General features: G+C 32.8%; 21 protein-coding genes. 12 read left to right on the top strand and 9 right to left on the bottom strand.

Translation table 11 applies throughout. The annotated features are described in order from the left end of the window. Positions 1 to 6: 6 nt before the first annotated feature. From B3C18_RS04860 to B3C18_RS04845, 4 genes are all read left to right on the top strand, one after another. Complete coding sequence (locus tag B3C18_RS04860; protein ID WP_291143275.1) at positions 7 to 4,263, top strand: DUF6443 domain-containing protein; 4,257 nt, start codon at positions 7 to 9, stop codon at positions 4,261 to 4,263. Between the two features lie 3 nt (positions 4,264 to 4,266). Then, complete coding sequence (locus tag B3C18_RS04855; RefSeq protein WP_291143272.1) at positions 4,267 to 4,644, top strand: hypothetical protein; 378 nt, start codon at positions 4,267 to 4,269, stop codon at positions 4,642 to 4,644. A 142-nt stretch (positions 4,645 to 4,786) separates the two neighbouring features. Beyond that, complete coding sequence (locus B3C18_RS04850; RefSeq protein WP_291143269.1) at positions 4,787 to 5,764, top strand: RHS repeat domain-containing protein; 978 nt, start codon at positions 4,787 to 4,789, stop codon at positions 5,762 to 5,764. Continuing rightward, positions 5,727 to 6,278 (top strand): hypothetical protein, encoded by a 552-nt coding sequence (locus tag B3C18_RS04845; RefSeq protein ID WP_291143267.1) that lies wholly within the window; start codon positions 5,727 to 5,729, stop codon positions 6,276 to 6,278. Before B3C18_RS04850 ends, B3C18_RS04845 begins: the two co-directional genes overlap by 38 nt. Before the next feature lie 164 nt (positions 6,279 to 6,442). On the opposite strand, the gene B3C18_RS04840 is transcribed toward B3C18_RS04845, so the two are convergent. Both B3C18_RS04840 and B3C18_RS04835 read right to left on the bottom strand, forming a co-directional pair. Continuing rightward, positions 6,443 to 7,354 (bottom strand): IS3 family transposase, encoded by a 912-nt coding sequence (locus B3C18_RS04840; protein WP_291143264.1) that lies wholly within the window; start codon positions 7,352 to 7,354, stop codon positions 6,443 to 6,445. Between the two features lie 8 nt (positions 7,355 to 7,362). Then, the gene (locus B3C18_RS04835) at positions 7,363 to 7,743 is read right to left on the bottom strand and encodes a hypothetical protein (protein WP_291143261.1); all 381 of its coding nucleotides are present in this window, start codon (positions 7,741 to 7,743) and stop codon (positions 7,363 to 7,365) included. Positions 7,744 to 7,805: 62 nt separating this feature from the next. On the opposite strand from B3C18_RS04835, the gene B3C18_RS04830 reads away from it, so the two are divergent. Next, complete coding sequence (locus B3C18_RS04830; protein ID WP_291143259.1) at positions 7,806 to 8,156, top strand: hypothetical protein; 351 nt, start codon at positions 7,806 to 7,808, stop codon at positions 8,154 to 8,156. Between the two features lie 77 nt (positions 8,157 to 8,233). Here the strand turns inward: B3C18_RS04830 and B3C18_RS04825 are convergent, their stop codons facing one another. Then, entirely contained in the window at positions 8,234 to 8,461 is a 228-nt protein-coding gene (locus B3C18_RS04825; RefSeq protein WP_291143255.1) for a helix-turn-helix domain-containing protein, read from the bottom strand. Positions 8,462 to 8,470: 9 nt separating this feature from the next. Continuing rightward, positions 8,471 to 8,743, bottom strand: a complete 273-nt coding sequence (locus B3C18_RS04820; protein ID WP_180860383.1) for a helix-turn-helix transcriptional regulator — start codon at positions 8,741 to 8,743, stop codon at positions 8,471 to 8,473. 88 nt (positions 8,744 to 8,831) lie between these two features. On the opposite strand from B3C18_RS04820, the gene B3C18_RS04815 reads away from it, so the two are divergent. The 7 genes from B3C18_RS04815 (at position 8,832) to B3C18_RS04790 (ending at position 13,879) form a co-directional block, all read left to right on the top strand. After that, positions 8,832 to 9,173, top strand: coding sequence for a hypothetical protein (locus tag B3C18_RS04815; protein WP_291143250.1), 342 nt, complete (start codon positions 8,832 to 8,834; stop codon positions 9,171 to 9,173). Between the two features lie 138 nt (positions 9,174 to 9,311). Then, positions 9,312 to 10,262: a homocysteine S-methyltransferase family protein gene (locus tag B3C18_RS04810; RefSeq protein ID WP_291143247.1), complete on the top strand. Its 951-nt coding sequence runs from the start codon at positions 9,312 to 9,314 to the stop codon at positions 10,260 to 10,262. A gap of 317 nt (positions 10,263 to 10,579) precedes the next feature. Continuing rightward, complete coding sequence (locus B3C18_RS04805) at positions 10,580 to 10,738, top strand: hypothetical protein (protein ID WP_291143244.1); 159 nt, start codon at positions 10,580 to 10,582, stop codon at positions 10,736 to 10,738. Between the two features lie 51 nt (positions 10,739 to 10,789). After that, positions 10,790 to 11,809, top strand: a complete 1,020-nt coding sequence (locus B3C18_RS04800; RefSeq protein ID WP_291143241.1) for a hypothetical protein — start codon at positions 10,790 to 10,792, stop codon at positions 11,807 to 11,809. Beyond that, positions 11,799 to 12,215 (top strand): MauE/DoxX family redox-associated membrane protein, encoded by a 417-nt coding sequence (locus B3C18_RS25995; protein WP_349680557.1) that lies wholly within the window; start codon positions 11,799 to 11,801, stop codon positions 12,213 to 12,215. The genes B3C18_RS04800 and B3C18_RS25995 overlap by 11 nt, the downstream gene beginning before the upstream one ends. A 198-nt stretch (positions 12,216 to 12,413) precedes the next feature. Next, the gene (locus tag B3C18_RS04795; RefSeq protein ID WP_291143238.1) at positions 12,414 to 13,139 is read left to right on the top strand and encodes a hypothetical protein; all 726 of its coding nucleotides are present in this window, start codon (positions 12,414 to 12,416) and stop codon (positions 13,137 to 13,139) included. Positions 13,140 to 13,183: 44 nt separating this feature from the next. Continuing rightward, positions 13,184 to 13,879, top strand: a complete 696-nt coding sequence (locus tag B3C18_RS04790) for an XAC2610-related protein (RefSeq protein ID WP_291143235.1) — start codon at positions 13,184 to 13,186, stop codon at positions 13,877 to 13,879. Positions 13,880 to 13,882: 3 nt separating this feature from the next. Here the strand turns inward: B3C18_RS04790 and B3C18_RS04785 are convergent, their stop codons facing one another. From B3C18_RS04785 to B3C18_RS04765, 5 genes are read right to left on the bottom strand one after another with little or no spacing between them, the layout of a single operon-like run. Continuing rightward, the gene (locus tag B3C18_RS04785; protein ID WP_291143232.1) at positions 13,883 to 15,187 is read right to left on the bottom strand and encodes an ATP-binding protein; all 1,305 of its coding nucleotides are present in this window, start codon (positions 15,185 to 15,187) and stop codon (positions 13,883 to 13,885) included. Between the two features lie 28 nt (positions 15,188 to 15,215). After that, positions 15,216 to 15,917 (bottom strand): hypothetical protein, encoded by a 702-nt coding sequence (locus B3C18_RS04780; RefSeq protein ID WP_291143229.1) that lies wholly within the window; start codon positions 15,915 to 15,917, stop codon positions 15,216 to 15,218. Between the two features lie 29 nt (positions 15,918 to 15,946). Then, complete coding sequence (locus B3C18_RS04775; RefSeq protein WP_291143226.1) at positions 15,947 to 19,732, bottom strand: eCIS core domain-containing protein; 3,786 nt, start codon at positions 19,730 to 19,732, stop codon at positions 15,947 to 15,949. A 9-nt stretch (positions 19,733 to 19,741) separates the two neighbouring features. Then, on the bottom strand, positions 19,742 to 21,346 hold the full coding sequence (locus tag B3C18_RS04770) for an eCIS core domain-containing protein (RefSeq protein WP_291143223.1): 1,605 nt from the start codon (positions 21,344 to 21,346) through the stop codon (positions 19,742 to 19,744). Between the two features lie 40 nt (positions 21,347 to 21,386). After that, a complete protein-coding gene (locus B3C18_RS04765; protein WP_291143221.1) occupies positions 21,387 to 22,247 on the bottom strand; it encodes a DUF6734 family protein in 861 nt (286 codons plus the stop codon). Positions 22,248 to 22,250 lie beyond the last annotated feature (3 nt).

Raw genomic sequence — 22,250 nt, 5'->3', positions numbered from 1 at the left:
AGAAAGATGAAAAATTATAATTATTACTTAGTTTTCTTTTTAATGATGTTTTTTGGTCAGGTTCAGGCTGGAATTTATCCTAATTACACACAAAACATTACAGTACAAAGTTTAAATAACAATGGCCAGTCAGGAACTGGTGGAGGTACAATTTCTGTAAATAATGATGTCTTAACAATTTCTATTAATGCAACTTGGGCTAGTTCAGGTTATTTAAAAATTGGTACTGTTGCAACATTAACCATTTCTCCTGCATTGCCTAATATGGAGTTAGGACAACTTTCATCGGCTCAAGGAAGTCCTTTAGCAAATTTTGCTGCAAAAATTGAAAACAATGCATTGGTTTTTTATTTAACAAATTCACCAACAAGCTGGAACGGATGTTATTTAAGTTTTACTAAAAATCTGGCTTGTGATACCGCAAAAACTTGGTATCTGGACAATGATTTAGACGGATTGGGCGATCCTTTAAATTTTATTGCCCAGCAATGTACCAAACCACCTGGGAATTATGTTCTTGATAATACAGACAATTGTCCAACGATTCCGGGTACAAGTGCCAATTGTACAACTTTAGAAGCAAGTCTGCAGAATCAAAATGCTATCAGAAATATTGTTTATAAAACGCCCACTACAACTAGTATAGCAAATCCTACAATAGTTCAGGCTGCACAAAAAGTTACATATTTTGATGGTTTGGGAAGGCCAATACAAAGTTTAGATTACCAGGCTTCCAACTCTGGAAAAGATATAGTAACACCTATTGAGTATGATGGTTTTGGCAGGCAGGTAAGAGAATATCTTCCTTATGCATCTACACAAAATAATGCCAATTATATTAATCCTTTTACTTTGTTTCCTAATTTAGTTGCACAATACCAGACTAATTATGGCGTGGCAAATACAAACCCTTTTAGCGAAAAACAATTAGAAGATTCCCCATTAAACCGTGTTTTACAGCAGGCAGCACCAGGAGCAGATTGGGCGCTTGCGAATAACCATACGGTAAAAATGGCTTATCAGACCAATGTAACCAATGATGCTGTAAAGAACTATACAGTAAATGCAATCTGGAATTCAACTTCAGGCTTATATGATATTGCATTAAGTAAAGGAAATCAAAGTGGCCTTTATAGTGTTAATCAGCTTTTTAAGACTATAACTTATGATGAGAATACGACAGCTTCACCTTCAGAAAGTAATGGATCAACAGTTGAGTTTAAAAATAAAGAAGGACAGGTAATCTTAAAACGTACTTATGATGCCGGAGTAAAACATGATACCTATTATGTTTACGATCAGTATGGCAATCTAACTTATGTAATACCTCCTAAGGCAGTTGATCTTATTAATGCCTTAAATATACCAAGTGATATTACATCTACGGCCACAGTAGCTTCAGGATCGACTCTATCGTTGACAGCTTCAAATTCTATAAGATTATTGCCTGGTTTTAATGCTGCTGCCGGAAGTACTTTTAGCGCCCAAATTGATAATAGCCTGCAAAATGCTTTAAATGGATTATGCTATCAGTATAAGTATGATTCTCGTAATCGACTTGTGGAGAAAAAATTACCTGGTAAACAATGGGAGTTTATTGTTTACGACAAATTAGACAGACCAATAGCTACTGGTCCAAGTTTATCTCCATTTACAGATATTACTTCTTCTGGATGGACTGTAACAAAATACGATGCCTTAAATCGTTCGGTAATTACGGCGTGGCTATCTGCTGCTACAATTACTAGTGCTGATAGAAAAACATTACAGGATCTTCAAAATGGATATAGTGTCAACAGCGAAACTAAAATTGCGACAGCAACAAATATAACCATAAATGGAGTATCATTTAGATATACCACGGCTGCCTGGCCAACTGCAGGTTATCATGTGCTGACTGTAAGTTATTTTGATGATTATAATTACCCAAATGCACCAACAATTCCAGCTGCCGTTGAAACACAAAATGTCTTTTACAGCACAAAAACATCAACAACAGAAAAACCTGTTGGACTAAGTACAGGAAGCTGGACAAGAATTTTAGAAAATAGTACAACTTACAGAAATGAGCTAGCTTATGCATTATATGATGCTAAAGCAAGGCCTATTCGCTCTTACACGCAAAATTTCTTAGGTGGTTATACTTATACTGATAGCAAACTTGATCCGTTCTCAGGACAGCTGCAGTACAGCATTACAAGGCATAAAAGGTTAAGTACGGATACAGAACTTGTAACAAAAGATGCTTTTACGTATTCTAATCAAGATCGTTTATTGACACAGACACATCAGATAAATAACGGAACGATAGAGCTTATGGCAAGTAATACTTATGACGAGTTAGGACAACTAACTTCTAAAAAAGTAGGAAATACGACAGCAGCACCTACGCAGAAAATAGATTATACATATAATATTCGTGGATGGATGACAAATATTAATGATATAAATTCATTAACAAATGGGACTGATCCTAGAGATCAATTTGCTTTTAGAATAAATTATAATACCATCGCCAGCGGTATTACTGGTGTAAAGACTTTATACAATGGAAACATTGCAGAAACGTATTGGACCAGCGCTTCAGAAACCACACCAGTTATTCGCTCTTACGGTTATAAATATGATAATTTAAACCGATTAAAAGATGCTGTTTTCCAAAGAGCTGCTATTACAAATAGTGCTTATAATGAAAGTTTGACATACGATAAAAACGGAAACATTTTGTCTTTAATACGTAATGGTAATAATGAAACTACTGCTACGCAAATTGACAATTTAGTGTACAGTTATGGTGCAGCAAACCAAACCAACCAGCTTACAAAAGTGATTGACAATGCACCTGCAATCTCTAAAGTAAATGGTTTCACAGACAGTGCTGCCAATACCGTTGATGATTATAGTTATGATGCTAATGGTAACATGATAAAAGACAATAATAAAAACATAACAGCAATAACATATAATAATTTTAATCTTCCTGCTCAGATAACTTTTGCCACAACAGGAAATATTGTTTATCTTTATAATGCTGCAGGACAGAAAGTTCAGAAGATTGTAACTGTTACCTCACCTGCAAGTATTGCCACAACGGATTATTTGGGAGGTTATCAATATAAAACAGATTGTCAAACTTGTACAGCTGCCTTAAAGTTTTTTCCAACAACTGAGGGTTATGTAGAGGCAGTAACAGCAAGTTCTTATAAATATATTTATCAATATAAAGATCATCTTGGGAATATTCGTTTGAGTTATGACAAAAATCTTGTTATACAAGAAGAGAATAATTATTATCCATTTGGGTTAACACAAGAAGGATATAATATAGCTAAGAATTCTACAAATGATGGATTAAAGTATAAGTACAATGGTAAGGAGCTTCAAGGCGAAAATATTGGTGGGAATCTGTTGAATCTATACGATTTTGGAGCAAGAAATTATGATCCGGCACTTGGCAGATGGATGAATATTGACCCTTTAGCTGAGAAAATGAGAAGACATAGTCCATATAATTATGCTTTTAATAACCCTGTTTATTTTATTGATCCAGATGGGATGGCTCCTGGTGACTTTATAAATGAAGACGGTAAAAAAATTGGAGATGATGGAATCAATGATGGGAAAATGTATGCCATTAAAACTACAGAAACAGAATTTTCTTCTGGTGTTGCATCTAATGGAATAACTAAATCAGAACTCAATGCTACCGTAAAATTTATCAAAGATAATTCGGGTAATACATCTGCATTTCAATCAAATGATATTGCTTATAAAAATAGTGTTGAAATTGAAGGTAGTACTCAAGTTAGACAACAAATGGTAGATATTGTTAATCAAGATAATGGAAAGGGAGGAACTACGCCAGCAAACAATAGAGAATACGGTGGTACAATATCAAATTCAGGAATTGTAGCTGAATCACCAGCTGGTGCAGTAGCGAACCCTAAAACTGATAGTAGAGCGACTATAACTCACACAGTTGATGAAAATACTCGAAGTACTTTCCATAGCCATCAAAGTGGAACTATTGTTGAAGGAGAGAATACAAACCCAAATACGATACAAATGAGCGGAACTGCTTATACGTATAGTTTTAGTCCTGCGCCTTCAACCGGTCCTAGTTTGGATGTAAATCCCGCAAGATCTACAGGAACAACAAATTATGAATTTTCAAGAGGAACTGGAAAAGTTTATATTTACAATTCTAAGACGGGTGTCCAAGCTATTCTACCCCAAAAATATTTTGTAAATCCAAAAAGATAAAAAATGCAAAAAATAATAATAATTTTAATGTTTGTTCTCATTTCAGTTTCAGTTTATTCTCAAGAAACAAACTCAAATATTAATTTAAAAATAAACGAATATTTAATTGAATTTAGAAAAACAATAGATAAAGATGCTTTTATTTTTATAATGTTTGACCATGATTTTGAAAGTATTAACCTTCATGAGCATGATTATATCATAAGCCCATCAATTAATCCTAAAAAAGTTAAAGGAAACAAGAATTACATGGTTAAATTTGTTATCTGTAATGAAAATAGTCAATTAGTGCTAAAAGGTATTAATTTTAAAATTAATGTACACAATAGAAAAAAAATTGATTTCATAAATCTTATGAATGGTATTAGTTATAAACTATAAAAGAGAAATTTATCTCTCCGAAGAATTTTCATAAAAACCCGCGCAAACGTCTCTGACTTTGCGCATTTTTTATTCTTAGAAATTATAAACGGTTAAAAATCCCAAACCACAACATCCCTCGCCCCCAACTGCTGAAGGATATGTGGAAGCTGTAACGGCAAGTTCTTTTAAATATATATATCAATATAAGGATCATCTTGGAAATATCCGTTTAAGTTATGACAAAAATCTTGTTATTCAGGAAGAGAATAATTATTATCCTTTTGGATTAAAACAAGAAGGATATAATATTGCTAGAAATTCTACAAATGATGGTTTAAGATATAAGTACAACGGAAAAGAATTGCAAGACGAGTTACAGCTTAATGTTTATGATTATGGAACGCGTAATTATGACCCTGCTTTAGGACGTTGGATGAATGTTGACCCGCTGGCGGAAAAAGGACGAAGATGGTCACCATATAATTATGCAATGAATAATCCTGTCTATTTTATTGACCCTGATAATCCTATTACAGGGTTAATTAATAAAGCTAAGTCTATGGTCACTAATTATGTGGCAAAGAAATTAGATAACATTATTTCGAATACAAAAAAAGTTATTGGTGAAAAAGCAAATAATATTTTAGATGCAATTACACCAAATATTAGTAATCCTTTTACAAAAGCAAAACCAGACAAAGCTGATAGAAGTGGTTCTGACGGAGTTTCCTTTACGACTGAAGGAGGTAAAGAAGGAGGAATGGCTACGACAGTTACAACGGGCAATATCAAAAAAGTTGATATGAGTGTTATTGTAGGGTTAACAGATATATATGGGGCGCCAACAGAATTACCGGGAGTTGCTCCTGATGGGAGTAATCTATTTGCTAGTGAAAATGGAAATTCGGATAATTCAAAATCAACTATGAGTACCGCTAATGAAGGCGACATGATTACTATTGAAACCGAAAATTCAAGAGCTGTACCAGGAATGGGGGTTAATCCGTCTTTAGTCCAAACATTTAAGAAAGATACAGTTGTAAAAAAAGAAGATGTTAATAAAGTTCGTAATAATGATGCACAAGAAAAGAAGAAAGCTTATGAACAAGCAAAACGTAATAATAGTATTGGTAATTAGCATTTTTTTATCAATGTTAACTATGTCTTCCTGTAAAGATAACTCTAATAACAAAAATGTAAATAATGAAAGTTTAAACAACAAAAATGTCTTTAATAATGATATAGTCCAATTTGAATTTGATTTTCCTGATACTGTTTATATTGATAAATTATATAGTGGAAAGATTAAATATAAAGGTATCTTGGATTCTATTACCACTAGTTTTGAAGATGATAAAAATAGTAGATACATTACATTTTATATGATTAAAACTCAAAATTTAAATTTTGATGTAAATGAATTACATAAAGTTGAGATGGATACTTTTGGAGCAGTTGACAATAATACTATTCCATTTTATAATATTAAATTTTCTAAACTGGGGACAAATTATATTAGTGGAATTATTAATGACCACGTAACATTAGATATGCTAAATAATAAAAAGGCGCGTTATATAGAAAATATACACAAAATTAAACATAAGGTGTTTGTTGTAGAAAAACTCCGCTCCCCTAAGATTTCTCTATGAAAAATTGCTCAAATGTCCCTGACATCCCACCCGCAATCTAAATCAATAAAAAAATCTGCTGGCGCGAGCATCTTGCTCGTGAAAGCAAAGATGTCTCGTCCTAAAAAAAGTTTACATATTTACACTTAATCCTAAAATAGATTTACAACTATATTTTAGTCCTGCTATTCGTTTACAATAGTAGGACTTTTTATATAATAATTCTTCCATAATTTTTCTGTTTTTATATTGTTTTGATGTACTTGGTTTGGTGTAAGATTTCCTATACTCATATGTGGTCTTTCATTGTTATATAATTTAATCACTGCCTCTAATAATTCTTTTGCCTCTTGTATATTATCAACTTGATAATCATCTAAATATTCGTCTTTTATGATACCATTAATTCGTTCTGCTATTGCATTTTCCAAAGGATCTCCATTTTCGGTCATGCTAATTCCAATGTTATTGGCTTCTAATAACTTTACATATTCATTACTGCAATATTGCGTCCCTCTATCTGAATGATGTATCAGTTGTAATTCATCTTTAGATTCTTTTGAAATATTTGATATTGCCATTTGTAAAGCTTGAATCGTTTCTGAAGTTTGCAAATTATCTGCCAAATGATAACCGATAATTTTTCTAGAATAAGCATCAGTGACAAAACTAATGTACATAAATCGATCTTTAATTCTCCAATATGTTATATCACTTACCCATAATTGATTAGGGCAAATCGGTACAAATTCTTTGATAAGATTGGGGTATTTCTTAAATCTATGCAACGAATCAGTGGTGATATTTGGCTTTTTCTTGCGCCTTACTAATAAAGAATTAGCAGATAAAACATCAAAAAGTCTATCTCTGCCCATTTTTATCTGATGCTCTAATAAGAAAGGCTGTAAAAGCTCATATAACTTTCTTCCTCCCATATGGCGATCATTCTTTCTAATTTTCAATACCTCCAAAACAATTAGTTCATCTTCAAAAGCAAGCTGCTGCTGATACCAAAAGTGCTGATAATATGCCTGTCTGGTTGCGCCAAGTAATTGACAAAATTTGCCTAAACCAATCCTGGGATAATTGTGTTTCATCTCCTGAATTACTTGGTATTGGACTTTTTTACAATTTTAATTTTGAATTCCTGCTCAGCAATTTCAATCATTCTGCGATAAGCTTCAGTTAAAATTCGAGCTTCCTGCAGTTCTTTTTTTAACTGTGATACAGATTCTTCCTCTTCTTTATCAGATAATTTGTTAGTGTAGTCTTTCATCATGGGTAAAGATACAATACTGGGTTTTGAATAATCAAAACCTATTTCTTTTAGCCAGTAAGTTAATCTTGAATGTCCAATATTATATTTATTCTCAATTTCTCTTTTTGTCAAAGTTCCGGTTAAAAAGTCATTGCAGACAAATCGTTTAAATTCTTCGCTATACTGAGACTGCCATTTTGAAGGTGATGTCCTTGAATATCTTTCCATATTTTTACACTTTTGTGTAAACCTATTTTAGGACAAGACACATTCGCGTAGCGCCAGATTTTGTGATAAATCCTATAGAAGAACCAAGTGACAGAACTTTAATTCCGAATCAGCAGGAACTCGATTATACAGCGCAATGGGTTAAAGATCACATGACCGGGTTAGGCACAGAGCCAGAATATACCTCAACATGTCTTATCGCTTTGAGTAAAATTGCAAACAAAGAACTCTTGATTGATTTTGCCCCAAGCTATGTACCCAACCATAAAAATATTGTTTTATACGCCACGGGATGGGCTGCAAAATTCACTCCTTTTTTAGGCAAAATTATGTCAGATCTTGCTTTAGACGGATATACAGATTTTGATATCACACCTTTCCAACTTGGACATAAATACTTTAAAGCAATCTAATAAAAACAAGAAAACCATTCAATTCGAATGGTTTTCTTGTTTTTTTAAAAGTTAGATAAAATCTAAGATTTTTAAAATTATATTTTTTGGAATAACTCTGCTATTTCAACATTCAGGGCTTTACTGATACGAATAAGCTTGTCAATACCCATAATTTGTTTTCCTAATATATATCTCCTTAATGCTTCGATATCTAAATCAGAATCGTGCGCAACGTGTCTTACTTTAAGTTTTTTTTCTTTAATAATCTCTTTTATATTATTTCCGACAATTTTGACAGATTCAGGTACTTCAGTTTTTCTCATTTTCGAAATTTATTCATTTGAAAATGGAGGTAACTCAAAATTAAATAAATCACTAAGCGGTACTTCTAACGCTCGAACAATTTTAAATATAGTACTTACAGTAGGATTTGTTTTTACGGTTTCAATCCTGGCAATTTGTGATAATGTCATTTCAGCACGATAAGCTAGTTCTTCTTGTGATATACCTTTTTCAGCCCGTATTTCTTTTAGTCGCTTAGCCAGCAACTGTAAACCCTCTTTATCGAAGATTAATTTTCTAGGTTTAATATCATTCTTTTCCACTTATCAAAAAGAAGATATAAATAAGAAAAATATTATAGCACATGTGCTATAATTTGTATATTTGCTCATATTTAAAAAATAAAATATTATGGAAAAAAATGAAATGGAAAATGAAGAGAAATTTAAAAAATTAATGCGTTACTATTTTAAAACCCTAAAATCGGCGAATAAAGAAAATGAGCATTATGTTGCTGAGGTAAAGTTTTCGAGTTACTATGAGCTTGGATGCGTTATTAATGAAATGCTAAAACTATGTATTTTGGGCGTGGATCATGACGTGCATAAAATTTCGGAAACTGATATAAGAACAACGATTAATTTGTCTTTAATTTTAGAAGTTGTTCACCAGCTTTTTCCTCTGGATACATTTGAATTTTTGGATGAAATCGATGAAATGTTTCTTAAAAAAGTTCAAAGTATAAAAGAATAATGAAATGTTTTTTTACCATTAAAAGAAAATATAATGAAAGCCTTTTCTAACCTAAAATAATTTTTTACAGAATATCAAATTTTGTATATTTATATTGTTATTTATCTGATTATTAAATATTTGTAATTATTTAAAGATATGGAAAACAATAAAAAAACCTTGCCAAATGAAACGGATGAAATATTTTTAACAGACGGCGGACTCGAAACAACATTGGTTTTTCTGGAAGGATTTGATCTTCCTTATTTCGCCGCTTTTGATTTATTAAAAAATCAGGAAGGATACAATGCTCTTAAAAATTACTACACCCGATATTTAAAAATCGCAAAAAAATATCAAACCAACTTTATTTTAGAAACCCCAACCTGGCGTACCAATCCAGATTGGATTGAAAAGATAGGTCATCACAAAAATGAATTAGCTACGCTGAATGAAAAAGCCGTTACCATTTTAGAAGATTTAAGAACAGAATTTAAAAACGATATAAATTCTATTTTAATAAGCGGCTGCATTGGCCCTCGTGGCGACGGTTATGTGCCGGAGAATTGTATGAGTATTGAAGAAGCACAGCAATATCATAAAGCGCAAATAGAAGCTTTTAGCCACACTTCAATAGATTTTGTTTCTGCTCTTACGATGAATTATATCGAAGAAATCATTGGAATTGTCAAAGCAGCGGCGTCTTTTAATTTGCCTGTAGTTATTTCTTTTACAGTCGAAACAAATGGCAAACTTCCAACAGGAATGAGTTTAAAAGATGCCATTGAAAAAGTAGACCAAAGTGTCAATATTCCGCCAATATATTATATGATTAATTGTGCGCACCCAACTCATTTTTTAACCGAATTAAGTGAAAGCAAAAATGAAAACTGGGTAAAACGCATCAAAGCTATTCGTGCAAACGCATCCTGTAAAAGCCATGCCGAATTAGACGAAGCCACAGAACTAGACAGGGGAGTACCCAAAGAATTTGGAAAAGAATATAAAATATTAAAAGATTCTTTCCCGCATTTAAATGTTTTTGGCGGCTGCTGCGGAACTGATGAAGAACATATTGTTGAGATTATTGGTCAGTTGAAAGTTGTATAAAGTTTCAGAATTTATAATTGCTATATTTTTCTTCGCTAACAGATGCATTCTGCTACTCAACGTACTGTATTTACATGAGTGTTAGACTTCAAGTCTATAAGGTTTTAGATTTCATTCAAGCAGTATAATTACTTCTATGTGTAATATATTTATGTAAATAAAATATTACAAAATACGGATAAACCGTAAAATTCTTACAAATTCATATTTAAATTTGTCAGCTCAAAAATATTAGAAAATCAATAGTAGCGGCTGGAAATTAACTAAAAAAATCCTTACAGCCTTAAGTACATAATGTACAGAGGATAAATAAAACTATGAAAAAAATAATTTTATTTTCGATCGTTGCAGTAATGGCTGTAACATTTGCTGGTTTTGCGCAAACTATAACTGTTTTTAGCGCACCAAAAGATTGCGGAGGCTGCGGAGGCGGTGACCGAGTTTGTTGTGCAAGCACAAGTCAAAATTTTGGATAAAACCTTGTAAAGGCTGTGAAAACAGCCTTTTTTATTAAAAAACAAATAAACATGAAATCTAAAATTTTTAAAATTTCAATAATCTTAGGAATTTCCATTCTATCTATTTTTGCTTTTTATCTTTTAAATAAAGATTACAGTAAATTATCATTAAACCAAGAAAGAATATTTAAGCATTCTATCAATTTAGAAAAATCAATTCCATTAGATAAAAAACTTAGCTTAATGAAGTATAATAATAACCAATTATGCTTTGTAAGCTGGACTGATAATAATCAAGGAAAACTATTTTCATTAAACTTGCAAAATTATAAGTTTGAGCCAGAAGTAGATTTAAATCCCGAACTAGAAAGTATAATTATAAATAACTATTATATAGAGAACGAGAATATTTCATATATCAATAAAGCTAGCAAATCAATAATAAGTTTTGATCCAAAATCTAAATTAAAAAGCACCACGATTTATAATAAAAACTTTTCGAGAATATCAAAAATAGGCTCAAATTTATTAGTTTCTGGTTGGGATGATAATTATAATATGTATTTTGAAAAATATAATATTAAAACAAAAGTAACATCAGAAGTTAAAGTACAAGACAATTATTTTTCTGAATACAAAAACAATGGTATAGCTCTGGATGGTGTATATTATGAAAATGAGAAATATACAATATTACTTCCTTATGCAATAAATAGAGTCTATATTTTTGATCGCGATTTTAACTACAACAGGAAGTTGGATTTAATTTTTAATAAAACAGCTTTTAAATTTCGATATACAAAAGACAAATCAGATTTAATGGTCGATCCTAATAATTTAAATCCAAACCTAAGCGGATTTCTTGATAAAAATGATTTGTTTTATATTCTAACAGACCAGTCAACCAAATGGAATAACAGAAATCAATGTTATATTGACATCTATGACGTAAATAATGATAAATATCTTAACAGTATTAAAATAGGTGATTATAATAATTCAAAACCAAGATCTATTTTAATAAACAATAATAAGCTATATGTACTTTTTGAAGAAAACCTAAATATTTATAATATAAATGAAAAATAAAATTCTACTAATTTTACGATTAAGCCTAATTCTTTTATTTTCCTATACGACTTTTCATAAATTAATAGATTTACACATATTTAGGCAAACTTTAATGAAATCAACTTTAATAGAAGAATATCAAATTAATTTTTTGTTGTATTTTATACCTGTAATTGAAATTGTAACCATTTTTTTTCTTATTAGTGACAAATACATTACGGGTTTTTACATGTCTCTATTATTAATGTTGACCTTCACAATGTATTTAATTGTTTTAAATAATTTTTCATTCTATAAAGGATGTTCATGTGGAGGGATTTTTAACGAAATGTCTTATTTTCAGCATATTGTTGTAAATCTGTTTTTTATTGTGATTAGTTTGGTTTCTATATTGATGTATACCGAAAAACCTTCAAATAAATAAAATTAGTTTTTGCATTAAAATTATTATATGATTTTAAAAGGGATGAATAATTTATTCATCCCTTTTTTCTTTTATGAATTATGATTTTGATAAAAGTTTCTTGATTTTTAATTCTTTTTCTGAAATAAGAATATATTTGAAGTATTAAGAATTAATACAAACTTCATTATTACCATTAAAAAAATAATCATTCCCTTTATGAAAATTACGCTCCAAATTTTAATAATAAGTATGCTGTTATTCTCTTGTCAAGAAAATAAAAAGGAGCTAAGTGAAAAACCGGATAAAAAAGAGATTGTAAGCAAAAAGGAAGAAAATTTTGTATCGGCTGGAGAAAAAGTAAATGACTTAATAGCAAATCTTACTATTAAATTTTCTGATTTAACGATTTCAATGAGAGACGATGATACAAGCTGGAGAGATGAAAATAAAGAAACCGATAATATTTATGAAACCAAACAAGATACAGCCATTTTTTATCTTGATCCGGGTTACTCTCTTGAAAGATCATTTAAAATTGAACAAGCTGGGTTTGATGAAATAGAATTGTATGGACAATTTGAAATAAACGTGGGAATAGAAACAGAACGAGAAGTTGGTGTGCCGTTTTGCCTTATAGAAGGTTGGAAAACCTACACTTCTGAATGGATTAAATTTAAAGTCAATAGAAACGATTTACAGCTTCCTATGATTGATGATAGAAAAGACCGCCCAATAGATTTTACTATTGATGAGCTTAAAATTGCTGTTGGGAAACATTGCGGACCTGAATGGTTAGATGAAATCCGGAATATTGAATCTCTTGATAAAATAAAAACCAGCTTTTTTACAACAAGATACATTTATAAAATTAGAGCAAAGAATAGTAAAACAAACGAGATAGTTGAAAAATTCATTGTCTTTTATGCACCTACAAGTTGCTAGAATTTAATAACATCGTTAGATTCAGTTCTAAAAACATCTAAAAAATGAAAAACCTTATTTCGATATTTATTATTTTAGTTTTAATGAGCTGCAGAAATACGGCAGAAAATGTTTCTTTAAAAAAAGGGAGTAAAAAGGAGGTTTCGGTAAAAGAACTTTCTCCAACTAAAATATATACTTCTGTAAAAGTAAGTACGCCTTTTAACCTTAATAATATAAAATGTAACTGGAAACAAATTGATTCTGTTTCTGGAGCAATTACAATAGAATTAAGAGACTATAAAACACAAAGAATTTTATTAAGCTATTCTGATTATTTTAAATCGGGAAATGATGTTAATGCAGAAGATTATTTTAACGAACATTTTCAGGATTTAAATTTTGATGGTTTTAAAGATTTTTTGATCACAAGCAGCGGAAGTACTGCCATGACAGATTTGGTGAACATATATTTGTTTAACAAAAAAACAAAATCATTTGAATTTTCAGAAGAGCTGTCAGATAATACAATAGAAGAAGTAGATAAGGTTAATAGAAAACTTTCGACAAGTTCATTTACTATAGAGAATGAAATTAGAAAAAAGCATTATTTTAATAAAAACGGTACAATAAAATATTCTGAAATTATAACTAAATCAGACGTTAGTGAAAACGATTCGGTTTCACGTTATAAAAATAATTATGAAAAAGTAGTCAATGGTAAAGTAGTTATGACAAAAGAATATACTACTATTGAATGATAACTACATCATTTTCCCTTCTTTAGCATATTCCTTTTTAATTCCCTGAAGCAAATGATTCAGGTTGATGCTTTTGTTTCGATCTTCTAAAGTTCTCAGGCAGGCATATTGAATGATATTTACAATATTGGCGCCCGTAATATCGTATTTTTTTGAAAGTTCGCTAAGATTTACATCTTCCGCAATCTTAATTCCTTTTGGCAGATTATTTTGCCACAGTTTTAAACGTTCGCCGTAAGAAGGAACTTCAAACTCAATTATAGATTGAAATCTTCGGGTAAAAGCGGTATCAATATTGGTTTTAAAATTAGAAGCCAGAATAACCAATCCCGGATGATTTTCGATGCGTTGTAACAAATACGAAACTTCCTGATTAGCATATTTATCGTGTGCATCCCGAACATTTGTTCTTTTTCCGAAAACGGCATCGGCTTCATCAAAAAACAGAATCCAGTCTTTATCTGTCGCTTTATCAAAAAGAGAAGACAGGTTTTTTTCGGTTTCACCAATGTATTTCGAAATCACCATCGACAAATCAATTCTATAAACATCTCTTTGGGTATATTTTCCTAAAAGCGAAGCTGTAAGCGTTTTTCCAGTTCCCGGCGCACCGTAAAACATGACTCTAAAACCGGGTTTTATCTTAGATTTCATATTCCATTCATGAAGTAAAATATCGTTGAATTTAAGCCACGTTTCTATTTCTTTAATTTGATTTAAAGTAGAAGAATTGAGAACCAAATCGTCCCAGTCTAATTGGGTTTCGATTAATTGCGCAGGGAAAATACTGCTAAGCTGTGGTTTTAGAATTTTTCCGGTAATGAATTTCTCGATGTATTCATCTTCTAAAATCAATAAACCACTCAATTTAGGTTCGCCATTTGGAACAGCTTCTATTTTGATGATTCTTTTTTGATAAAGAAAAGACTGATTATGAAGATAATCATAAAATGAAATTCGGTTATCGAGATCATTTCCCGCAATTAAAAACTGAGCCGTTTCACCAGTTGGTAAAATTCCGCGATGGTTTTTGGTTTTTATTCCGCCAAATTCCGGTAATTCACCGCCATTCGGTAAATATTCGGCAATAACCGAACTTAAAAAATCGGGTTTCATATGAGGAACAAGAGCGAGTCCTAACAAAAGAATATCTATTTCTGCCAGGTTATTTTCGATTATGAATTCGTTTATAAACCCGTTTGAGCTGATTTGTTGTAAAACGGGCTTTCCCATTGGATTTTCGGCCTGAAAAAGGTTGTCAAGCTGAAATACGAATTGTTTTTTTAGATAAGTGAATACATTTTCCATTTTAATAGTTTACTCAATTGCTTTTTATTTATTCATATAACTTGTCCCATTCGTCCCATTCATCGGTACGCTTTTCAAATGAAGTTATGCCACCTTCTTTTGAGCAAATTTTTTCAATCGCTTTGGCATATGCTGCTCCTTCTGAATAAAAGGAATCTGGAAATTCTCCTAAAAATATTTGTAACTGGAAAAATGTGTTTCCAATATTTACTACATAAAAGTTAGGTATTTGTACTATGTTGAGTGATGTTCTCATTTCTTTCAACAATTCAGAACTCTCAATTTTATTTTTAGCTTTTATAAGATCAGCATTGTCATTAAAATCAGAAATAATTAAGCATGCTGTTTTCTCTATTTTTTCTTTGTCATGAAGATGATATGCTGGATCACTGGAATATGCATAAGATTCAAAATATTCATTACCAACAAAAGAAAGGTCTTTTATTGTATCAACTAAAGTGATTTTAATACGCCAGTTTATTGGCCATTTCTCCATCCAGTCTGATTTTTTATCTCTTAATCCTTGATAGTTAGATCGATAAGTTAATATTTCCCAGCTTTCTACAGCTGCTTTTAATCCAATTTCGTCTAATAAATTTTCAAAAAAAGATTTAGGGCCAGAAGGCATTTTATCATATGCACCCGGAGTTACATTTATACCAATTTGACTTTGACCGTTTTTAGTGATTAATGCCGGATGCCAAAGCGTGTATGTAGGGTCTAAATCCATGTTGTTTGTTTTTTAAATTTTTAATTATCTTAAACTGTATCATTTGGCCCTTGAAAGTTAGCGCCAACGTCAGGCGTGTATTGCGCCCCGGATTGATTTCTTGAATTTTCCGCACGACTTTCAATTTTAAGTTCATTGATTCGACCTTCAAAAGTAAACCAATTGCGTCTTGTTTCCTGGTTTGTATTATTACCATTCATATTATTCCAATGATCTACGACTTGTGGATCATGTGCAATAGTAACATCGCTTTTAACAAGACTGACAGGTCCGCTTGGACGATTTTCAATCCATCTGTTCGGATCATTCGGATCAGTCTTAGATTCTAAAATTTGATCTCTTTTATTTTGAGCAGCGGTGCTATATGCCCGATTAGAATAATAAAAACGTGTTCGGATTTTTCTGCTGTTTTGATATTTAGGCTTAAGAGTTCTTTTGCCTGCTGGATCAACATCATAGAATTTACTGCCTCCTTTTGGTACTGATTTTTTACTCATTTGTACATAATTAAAATCCCAGTTTTCATCACCATCAGTTACAGAGGATATATTAATAACCGAAGCATTATCGCTATTAACCTTATCTTTTATTGCCTGCGCTTCTTCGGCAGTTATCTGACCTTCGTCTTTTTCTTTCTCCGCTTCACTATCAATTTCAGCTAAAGCTCCCGCAATTGGACCGCCCGCTGTTGCTGCTTCCGGTTCGCTTCTTCCCATTACTCTGTCTAACAAAGCCATTCCCGTATCCACAGCTTTATTCACTAGCCATGTAAGCGCTTCATCAACCATTTGTTGTACAGAAATAATCATTTCGCCAATTCTTGCCCCAATTCCGGTTAAGCCAACCTGATTTGCTAAGAAACCTATCACAACCGGCATAGCTTGTCCCATAGTTCTTTCGAGATAATCTGCGGCTGTGGCGACATTGCCTCGGGCTAAATCAGCTACACCGTTGACAAACGAATTGACAACTTCGAGCATTTCACGTAAGTATTTTATAAAACTTTGTATCGCATTAAAGAACGCCATTGCACCGTTTATGACTGCCATGATTCCGGTTGGGTCTAACATACTCAACAACCTTGCGGTTATTCTGTTCACGATGCGTTCCATGACAAAGTTTTTCACAGCATCTAGAACAGTATTCCACAAATTACTGAGCTGTTCTTGTATTTTATCCCAAATCGCAGCCATACCGCGTTCCTGAACATCTTTAATAAATGTCCAAATACCTTCAAGTGTATTAATCATGCTGCGGATTCTGGCAACTCTTGCAGGTCCAATGCGAGGGTGAGCGGCTAGTTTTTCCCAGATTTTTTCCATCGAGATATTCAACACTTCCATTACCCAGGTAATAACACCTTGCAATGAGAAATCAGTAAGTACCGGAATATTGGCATCTTTTAACTCGCTCATTAGCCAGCCTGTTACACCATTTATTAAATGGGTTACAATATTGTCAAAGAATTGTATAAATCCTTGTTTAAGCGCTCGCAGTATATTTTTTAAGAAACCAATTGGATCTTTTTTAATGTCATCAATAGCTTCTAATGCTCTTGTAATGATATTTCCGATGAGGTCAAATGGGAAATTCATAATTTCGAGAATAGCTATAATGACGATTCGAATAATTTCTGCCACAAAAGCAATTAATCGTCCTATAGGTTCTCCAAATTTATCAATGATTCTCAAGAAAGCATCTATAGGATGGATGAGGTCATTGATACTCATAGAATCCCAAATATCAGTAAACAGCTGTATTATAGATTCCGGCGTCATGTTGAGCGTCGCTACTGCGGCTTCAATTTCGCCTACAATTCTGGCTATTGCACCAGATTCAACCATTTGTGCATATTGTTCTTCTCCGCCATCCATGAGGCTCATAAAACCTCGTATTAGATTTGGAACTGTGCGAGGTACAGCTTCTTGTGTAAAAGGATCTCTTCCAATAATTACTTTAACAAGCGAATAACCTCTTACAGTTGCGGCTTGAGAAGACAGCCATCCTAATAATGACTCCTTAACAAGTTCTAATACTTTTAGCGCTACGCCTGAGGCAAAATCCCAAACTCGTTGCAGGAATCCTCCAGCTTGGGTTGCAAGTGCTGAAAGATTATCAGCAATATTGACCAAATTTGCCGGCTGAATAGCATCCCAGACTGCGGTTATGAGTCCGCGAAGTTCGCCTAATAACGAATTGAAAGTTCCAACCTGAGTGTCAAGCCAATCGGCAGTTTTTTGCAGCGTGCCTTTTTCACGCATTTGCTCAAGCTCTGTTTGCTTGTCTATCAGTATTAAGAAATCTTCTAATATTTCGACCGTTGTTGCATTGACAGCTTCATCGCGTAACGGGTCGTATTTGATTATTTTTTTGATTAATGACCAAGCTTTGTTTTCTGCCAGTATAGGTTCTGCTACACCAATCAAGGCTTCTTTTATCCAGGTAATTACTTGATCTACAGTTGCACTTACAAAAGAAGTTATTCTGTTAACTACTTCATTAAATTTTTCAGTAACTAAATCAATTATACCAGTATAAGGAAATGAAATTTCGTCCCAAACCTCTTCAACTAAATCTAAAATACTGTCGATTGTTAATCCGAGTTCGCTTAATTTTCCTTCTACCCAGTCAAAAACTTGCTGCAAAATTCCGTATTCCTGAAGCTTGTCGAATATGGCAGTTCCAAAAGGAACAAGACCCATTAAGCCTTCAACGAGATTAATTGGAGTTCGTTCTACATCAACTTGTCGCAGCGGATCGTAACCAATAATAACGGTGAAAAGAGTGTAACCCGGAACGTGTCGCGCCTCATTGATGATCCAGTCTGGAACTAAATCGAGGAACGAACCCTGAACCATTTCGGGAGCAGGGGATATAGTAGGTTCAGGTTTTTTTCTAATAGCAGCTCCCTGCTGTACGGTATGTGTTAATTCGTGGGCGAGTAAATGCTTGCCATCTTTCGAATTTGGATTGTATTTTCCTTCGTTAAAATAAATATTATTTCCGGTTGCAAAAGCCTGCGCTCCCAATTGCTTATTCATTTGAACAGCATTAGAGTCATTGTGTATACGGACATTGCTGAAATCGGCTCCAATGCCGGATTCCATTTCGGTTTTTACTTTTCCGGATAGTGGAGAACCTCCACCTTTACTGCTGTTTAAATTAGATTCTAAATTTGAGTTGTCGCTAGGATTGGCATCGCCAGCAGGACTTTTTTGTATTTGTTTATCCTCGTCTTTAGTTTGTTTTTCTTCTTCTTTTTTCTGCTGTACATTTTCTTCTTCGCCTTTATTTTGGATTAAAGGTTTGAGTGAAATCTTGTTTGTTTTTGAGGTAGGTTCTGTTTTTTTGACTTCTGTCTTATTCTGAATTGTTTCCTCTTTTTTCTGGATTTTATCTTCGAGTTTATGTTGAATTAACGTTTTTGAAGAAAAAGCCGGATTGATTTCTCGTTTTTCTGGTATTCTTGTATCGAGTTTATTTTGGATTGATTCAACATTTAACTGTCCCACAGGCGTTATGGTTTCGGGTGCCGTTTTTTGCTGAATTTCTTTGTTTTGCTCTTCTTGTTTTTGAACATCACCCGCTAATTTCTTTTGCATTACGGGCGATGGCGAAAAGAAACTGTCTGTCTTTGCTGTTTGTTTATTGGCAACTACTTTGTCTGCGACTCTATCGGCTTCAGCCTCAAATTTATCGTTAGATTTTCCTATATTCAATTTTGCCTGTACCCCAAAAAAAGATTCCTTCCCCTTGTCATGGTGTGACGCGGAGTGCGAAGGATTCGTATTTGTTTTTTTGGTTAAAACTGGCATGAATAAATTTTATTTAATTGATACAGATGCTTTTATTTGTGCGTTGCAAAATGGAGGAATTGTTAAAGAGATTGTATGTTTTCCTTTTTTTAAACCGGGCAATGAAACGAAAGTTGTTTTCTTTTTTGTTGTTGGATTAATTGTATCTCGTAATTTTCCATCTACATGTACGTCAAACGCATTGCAGCCGCCTGTTTCTGAATTATCATGTAAATCTTGTGCGACGATTTTTAAACGATTCTCGCATCCTTCTTCCGCAAAAAAAGTACCTGATATTTGATTAGTGAATGTACCTCCAAGAATAGCAACGAAATCTTTCCTGCTGCATGGCGGAGGTTCTTTTTTGCCTCCTTTTTCTGCCACCAGTACATTGTCTAACGCTCCTATAGTTTCCGGGCCAACAAGACCGTCAATTTTATTCAAATTGTTATCTGTTTGAAAACCGATTACCGCATTTCGTGTTTCGCTTCCAAAATCTCCGTCTGCTCCAAATTTTGGTAAACTTTGACCAGCTTCCAACAACCCCTGCTGCAATTCCGCAACATAATTCCCTTTTTGACCAGTAGAGATCAGCATTTGATTATCATTAGCTTTTTCAAGCGGAGGGTTGCCTTTAAACTGTGGATTTTGGGGTCTCTCTGCTTGTAAATCTTCAGGATGGTTTTCAATAGATGATTTTTGTATTGTTCCTGATTTTTGTTTGGCTCCGGTTTGCTGCACCGTATGTGTTAATTCGTGTGCGAGCAAATGTTTTCCTTCCTGAGAACTTGGATTGTATTTTCCTTCATTAAAGTAAACATGATTACCATTGGTAAAAGCCTGCGCGCCTAATTCCTGACTCATTTGAACAGCACTGGCATCGGTATGGATTTTTACATTACTGAAATCAGAGCCAAAACCAGATTCCATTTCTTTTTTGGTTTTTTTGTCTAATCCGGTTCCGCTTCCTTTTGAGCTGTCGAGTTTTCTTTCTAAGGCATTGTTCTGAATTTCAGTTTCTGAATTTTGTTCTTTCTTTTGAACCGGTTTTTCTTCTTCTTTTTTATCTTTTTTCTGAACGTTTTTGTCTTCGCCCTCGCATTCGGCACATTTTTTTTGTACTTTCTTGTCTTCCTCTTTTTCTCCCTTTTTCTGTACTTTTTTATCTTCTTCCTTATCGGATTTCTTTTGTACTTTCTTGTCTTCCTCTTTTTCTCCTTTTTTCTGTACTTTTTTGTCTTCTTCCTTGTCGGATTTCTTTTGTACTTTCTTGTCTTCCTCTTTTTCTCCTTTTTTCTGTACTTTTTTATCTTCTTCCTTATCGGATTTCTTTTGCACTTTTTTGTCTTCTTCTTTTTCCTTTCCCTTTTTTTGCAAAGGCTTTTCTTGCGCCAAATCTTGTTTTTGAACTGTTGAAATGGTTTCTGAAATAGGTTTTTGCTGAATAGCTTCTTCACTTCTTGATTGCAAGAGTCCTCCCGTTTTGCGTTTGTTCACGACTTTATCAGCAACATTATCTGCTTCTGTTTCGTATTTGTCTCCTACAGTGCCTGTGGTTAGCTTTTTTTGAATTTTTGGTCCAAAAAAAGGAGAAGGTGAGGGGGTAGCTATTTTTTTGTGTTCAAATTCTCTCATGATATATTATTTTACCATTTTTGGTTAATAATTTGTTTGACTAAACAAACTGCGGATTATTCGCGATAACATCTTCTTTCTCTAATGCGCTTTTTATTTGCATATACCAATACGGAAATATTTTAGAGAGCCGAAGTTCAATTTCATCAACAACATATTTTTCATATTTTTTCATTCCAAAAAAATGAGAATACCCAATAGTATCGGCATATTTTCCTTGCTCTGTTATGTTTTCTCCTTTTAATAGTATTGTAGGATTATTGTTTTTATAGTTCAATAACGATGCAAGCGTATATTGTTCTATTAAAATGCAGGTTTCATAACCTTCTTCTTTCAATACGGTAAAGCTTTTTTGATTTTCAAGATATATTTTCTCCAAATCATAATAGCTTTTTATAAATTCATCGCGGAGCCTGAGATTGTTAAAACCAAATATGCCGCAATTATAGGAATAGCCTAAATTGGGATGCCAATAAGCTAAATTATTGGTGTATTTATTAAAAAATTCTACCTGCTTCTTATAATGAACTTCATAAGTATCTTCTTTGCGTTCTACTATTACATCATTAAAACTAAAATCTATTTTTTTCTTTATAAATATGTCAGTGTCTACGTGAACAAATGGTTTTGTCTGCTGTTCCATAGCATTAATTTTAGATTTCATCCAAAGTTCAATTCTATTGTCATTATTCACTTTGGTAACAGCACAAGGAAGCATATACAGGAACTTAAAGCCTATTTCGTCTACATAAAGTTCAATTTCATCATACCACATATGACTGTATAATATACTTAGAGCAGTCATGTAGATGGTTTCCTTTAGTTTGTCTCCCATATCCCATCTGTTATTCATAATAGGAAGTACATCAAGGCTATAAATGATCTTGTGTGTTTGTTTCATATA

Origin of the sequence: Flavobacterium sp. UBA7680 (assembly GCF_002482975.1) — a bacterium.
GTDB lineage: Bacteria > Bacteroidota > Bacteroidia > Flavobacteriales > Flavobacteriaceae > Flavobacterium.
Note: the sequence above shows the minus strand (reverse complement) of the source record. Positions and strands in the feature narration are given on the sequence as shown.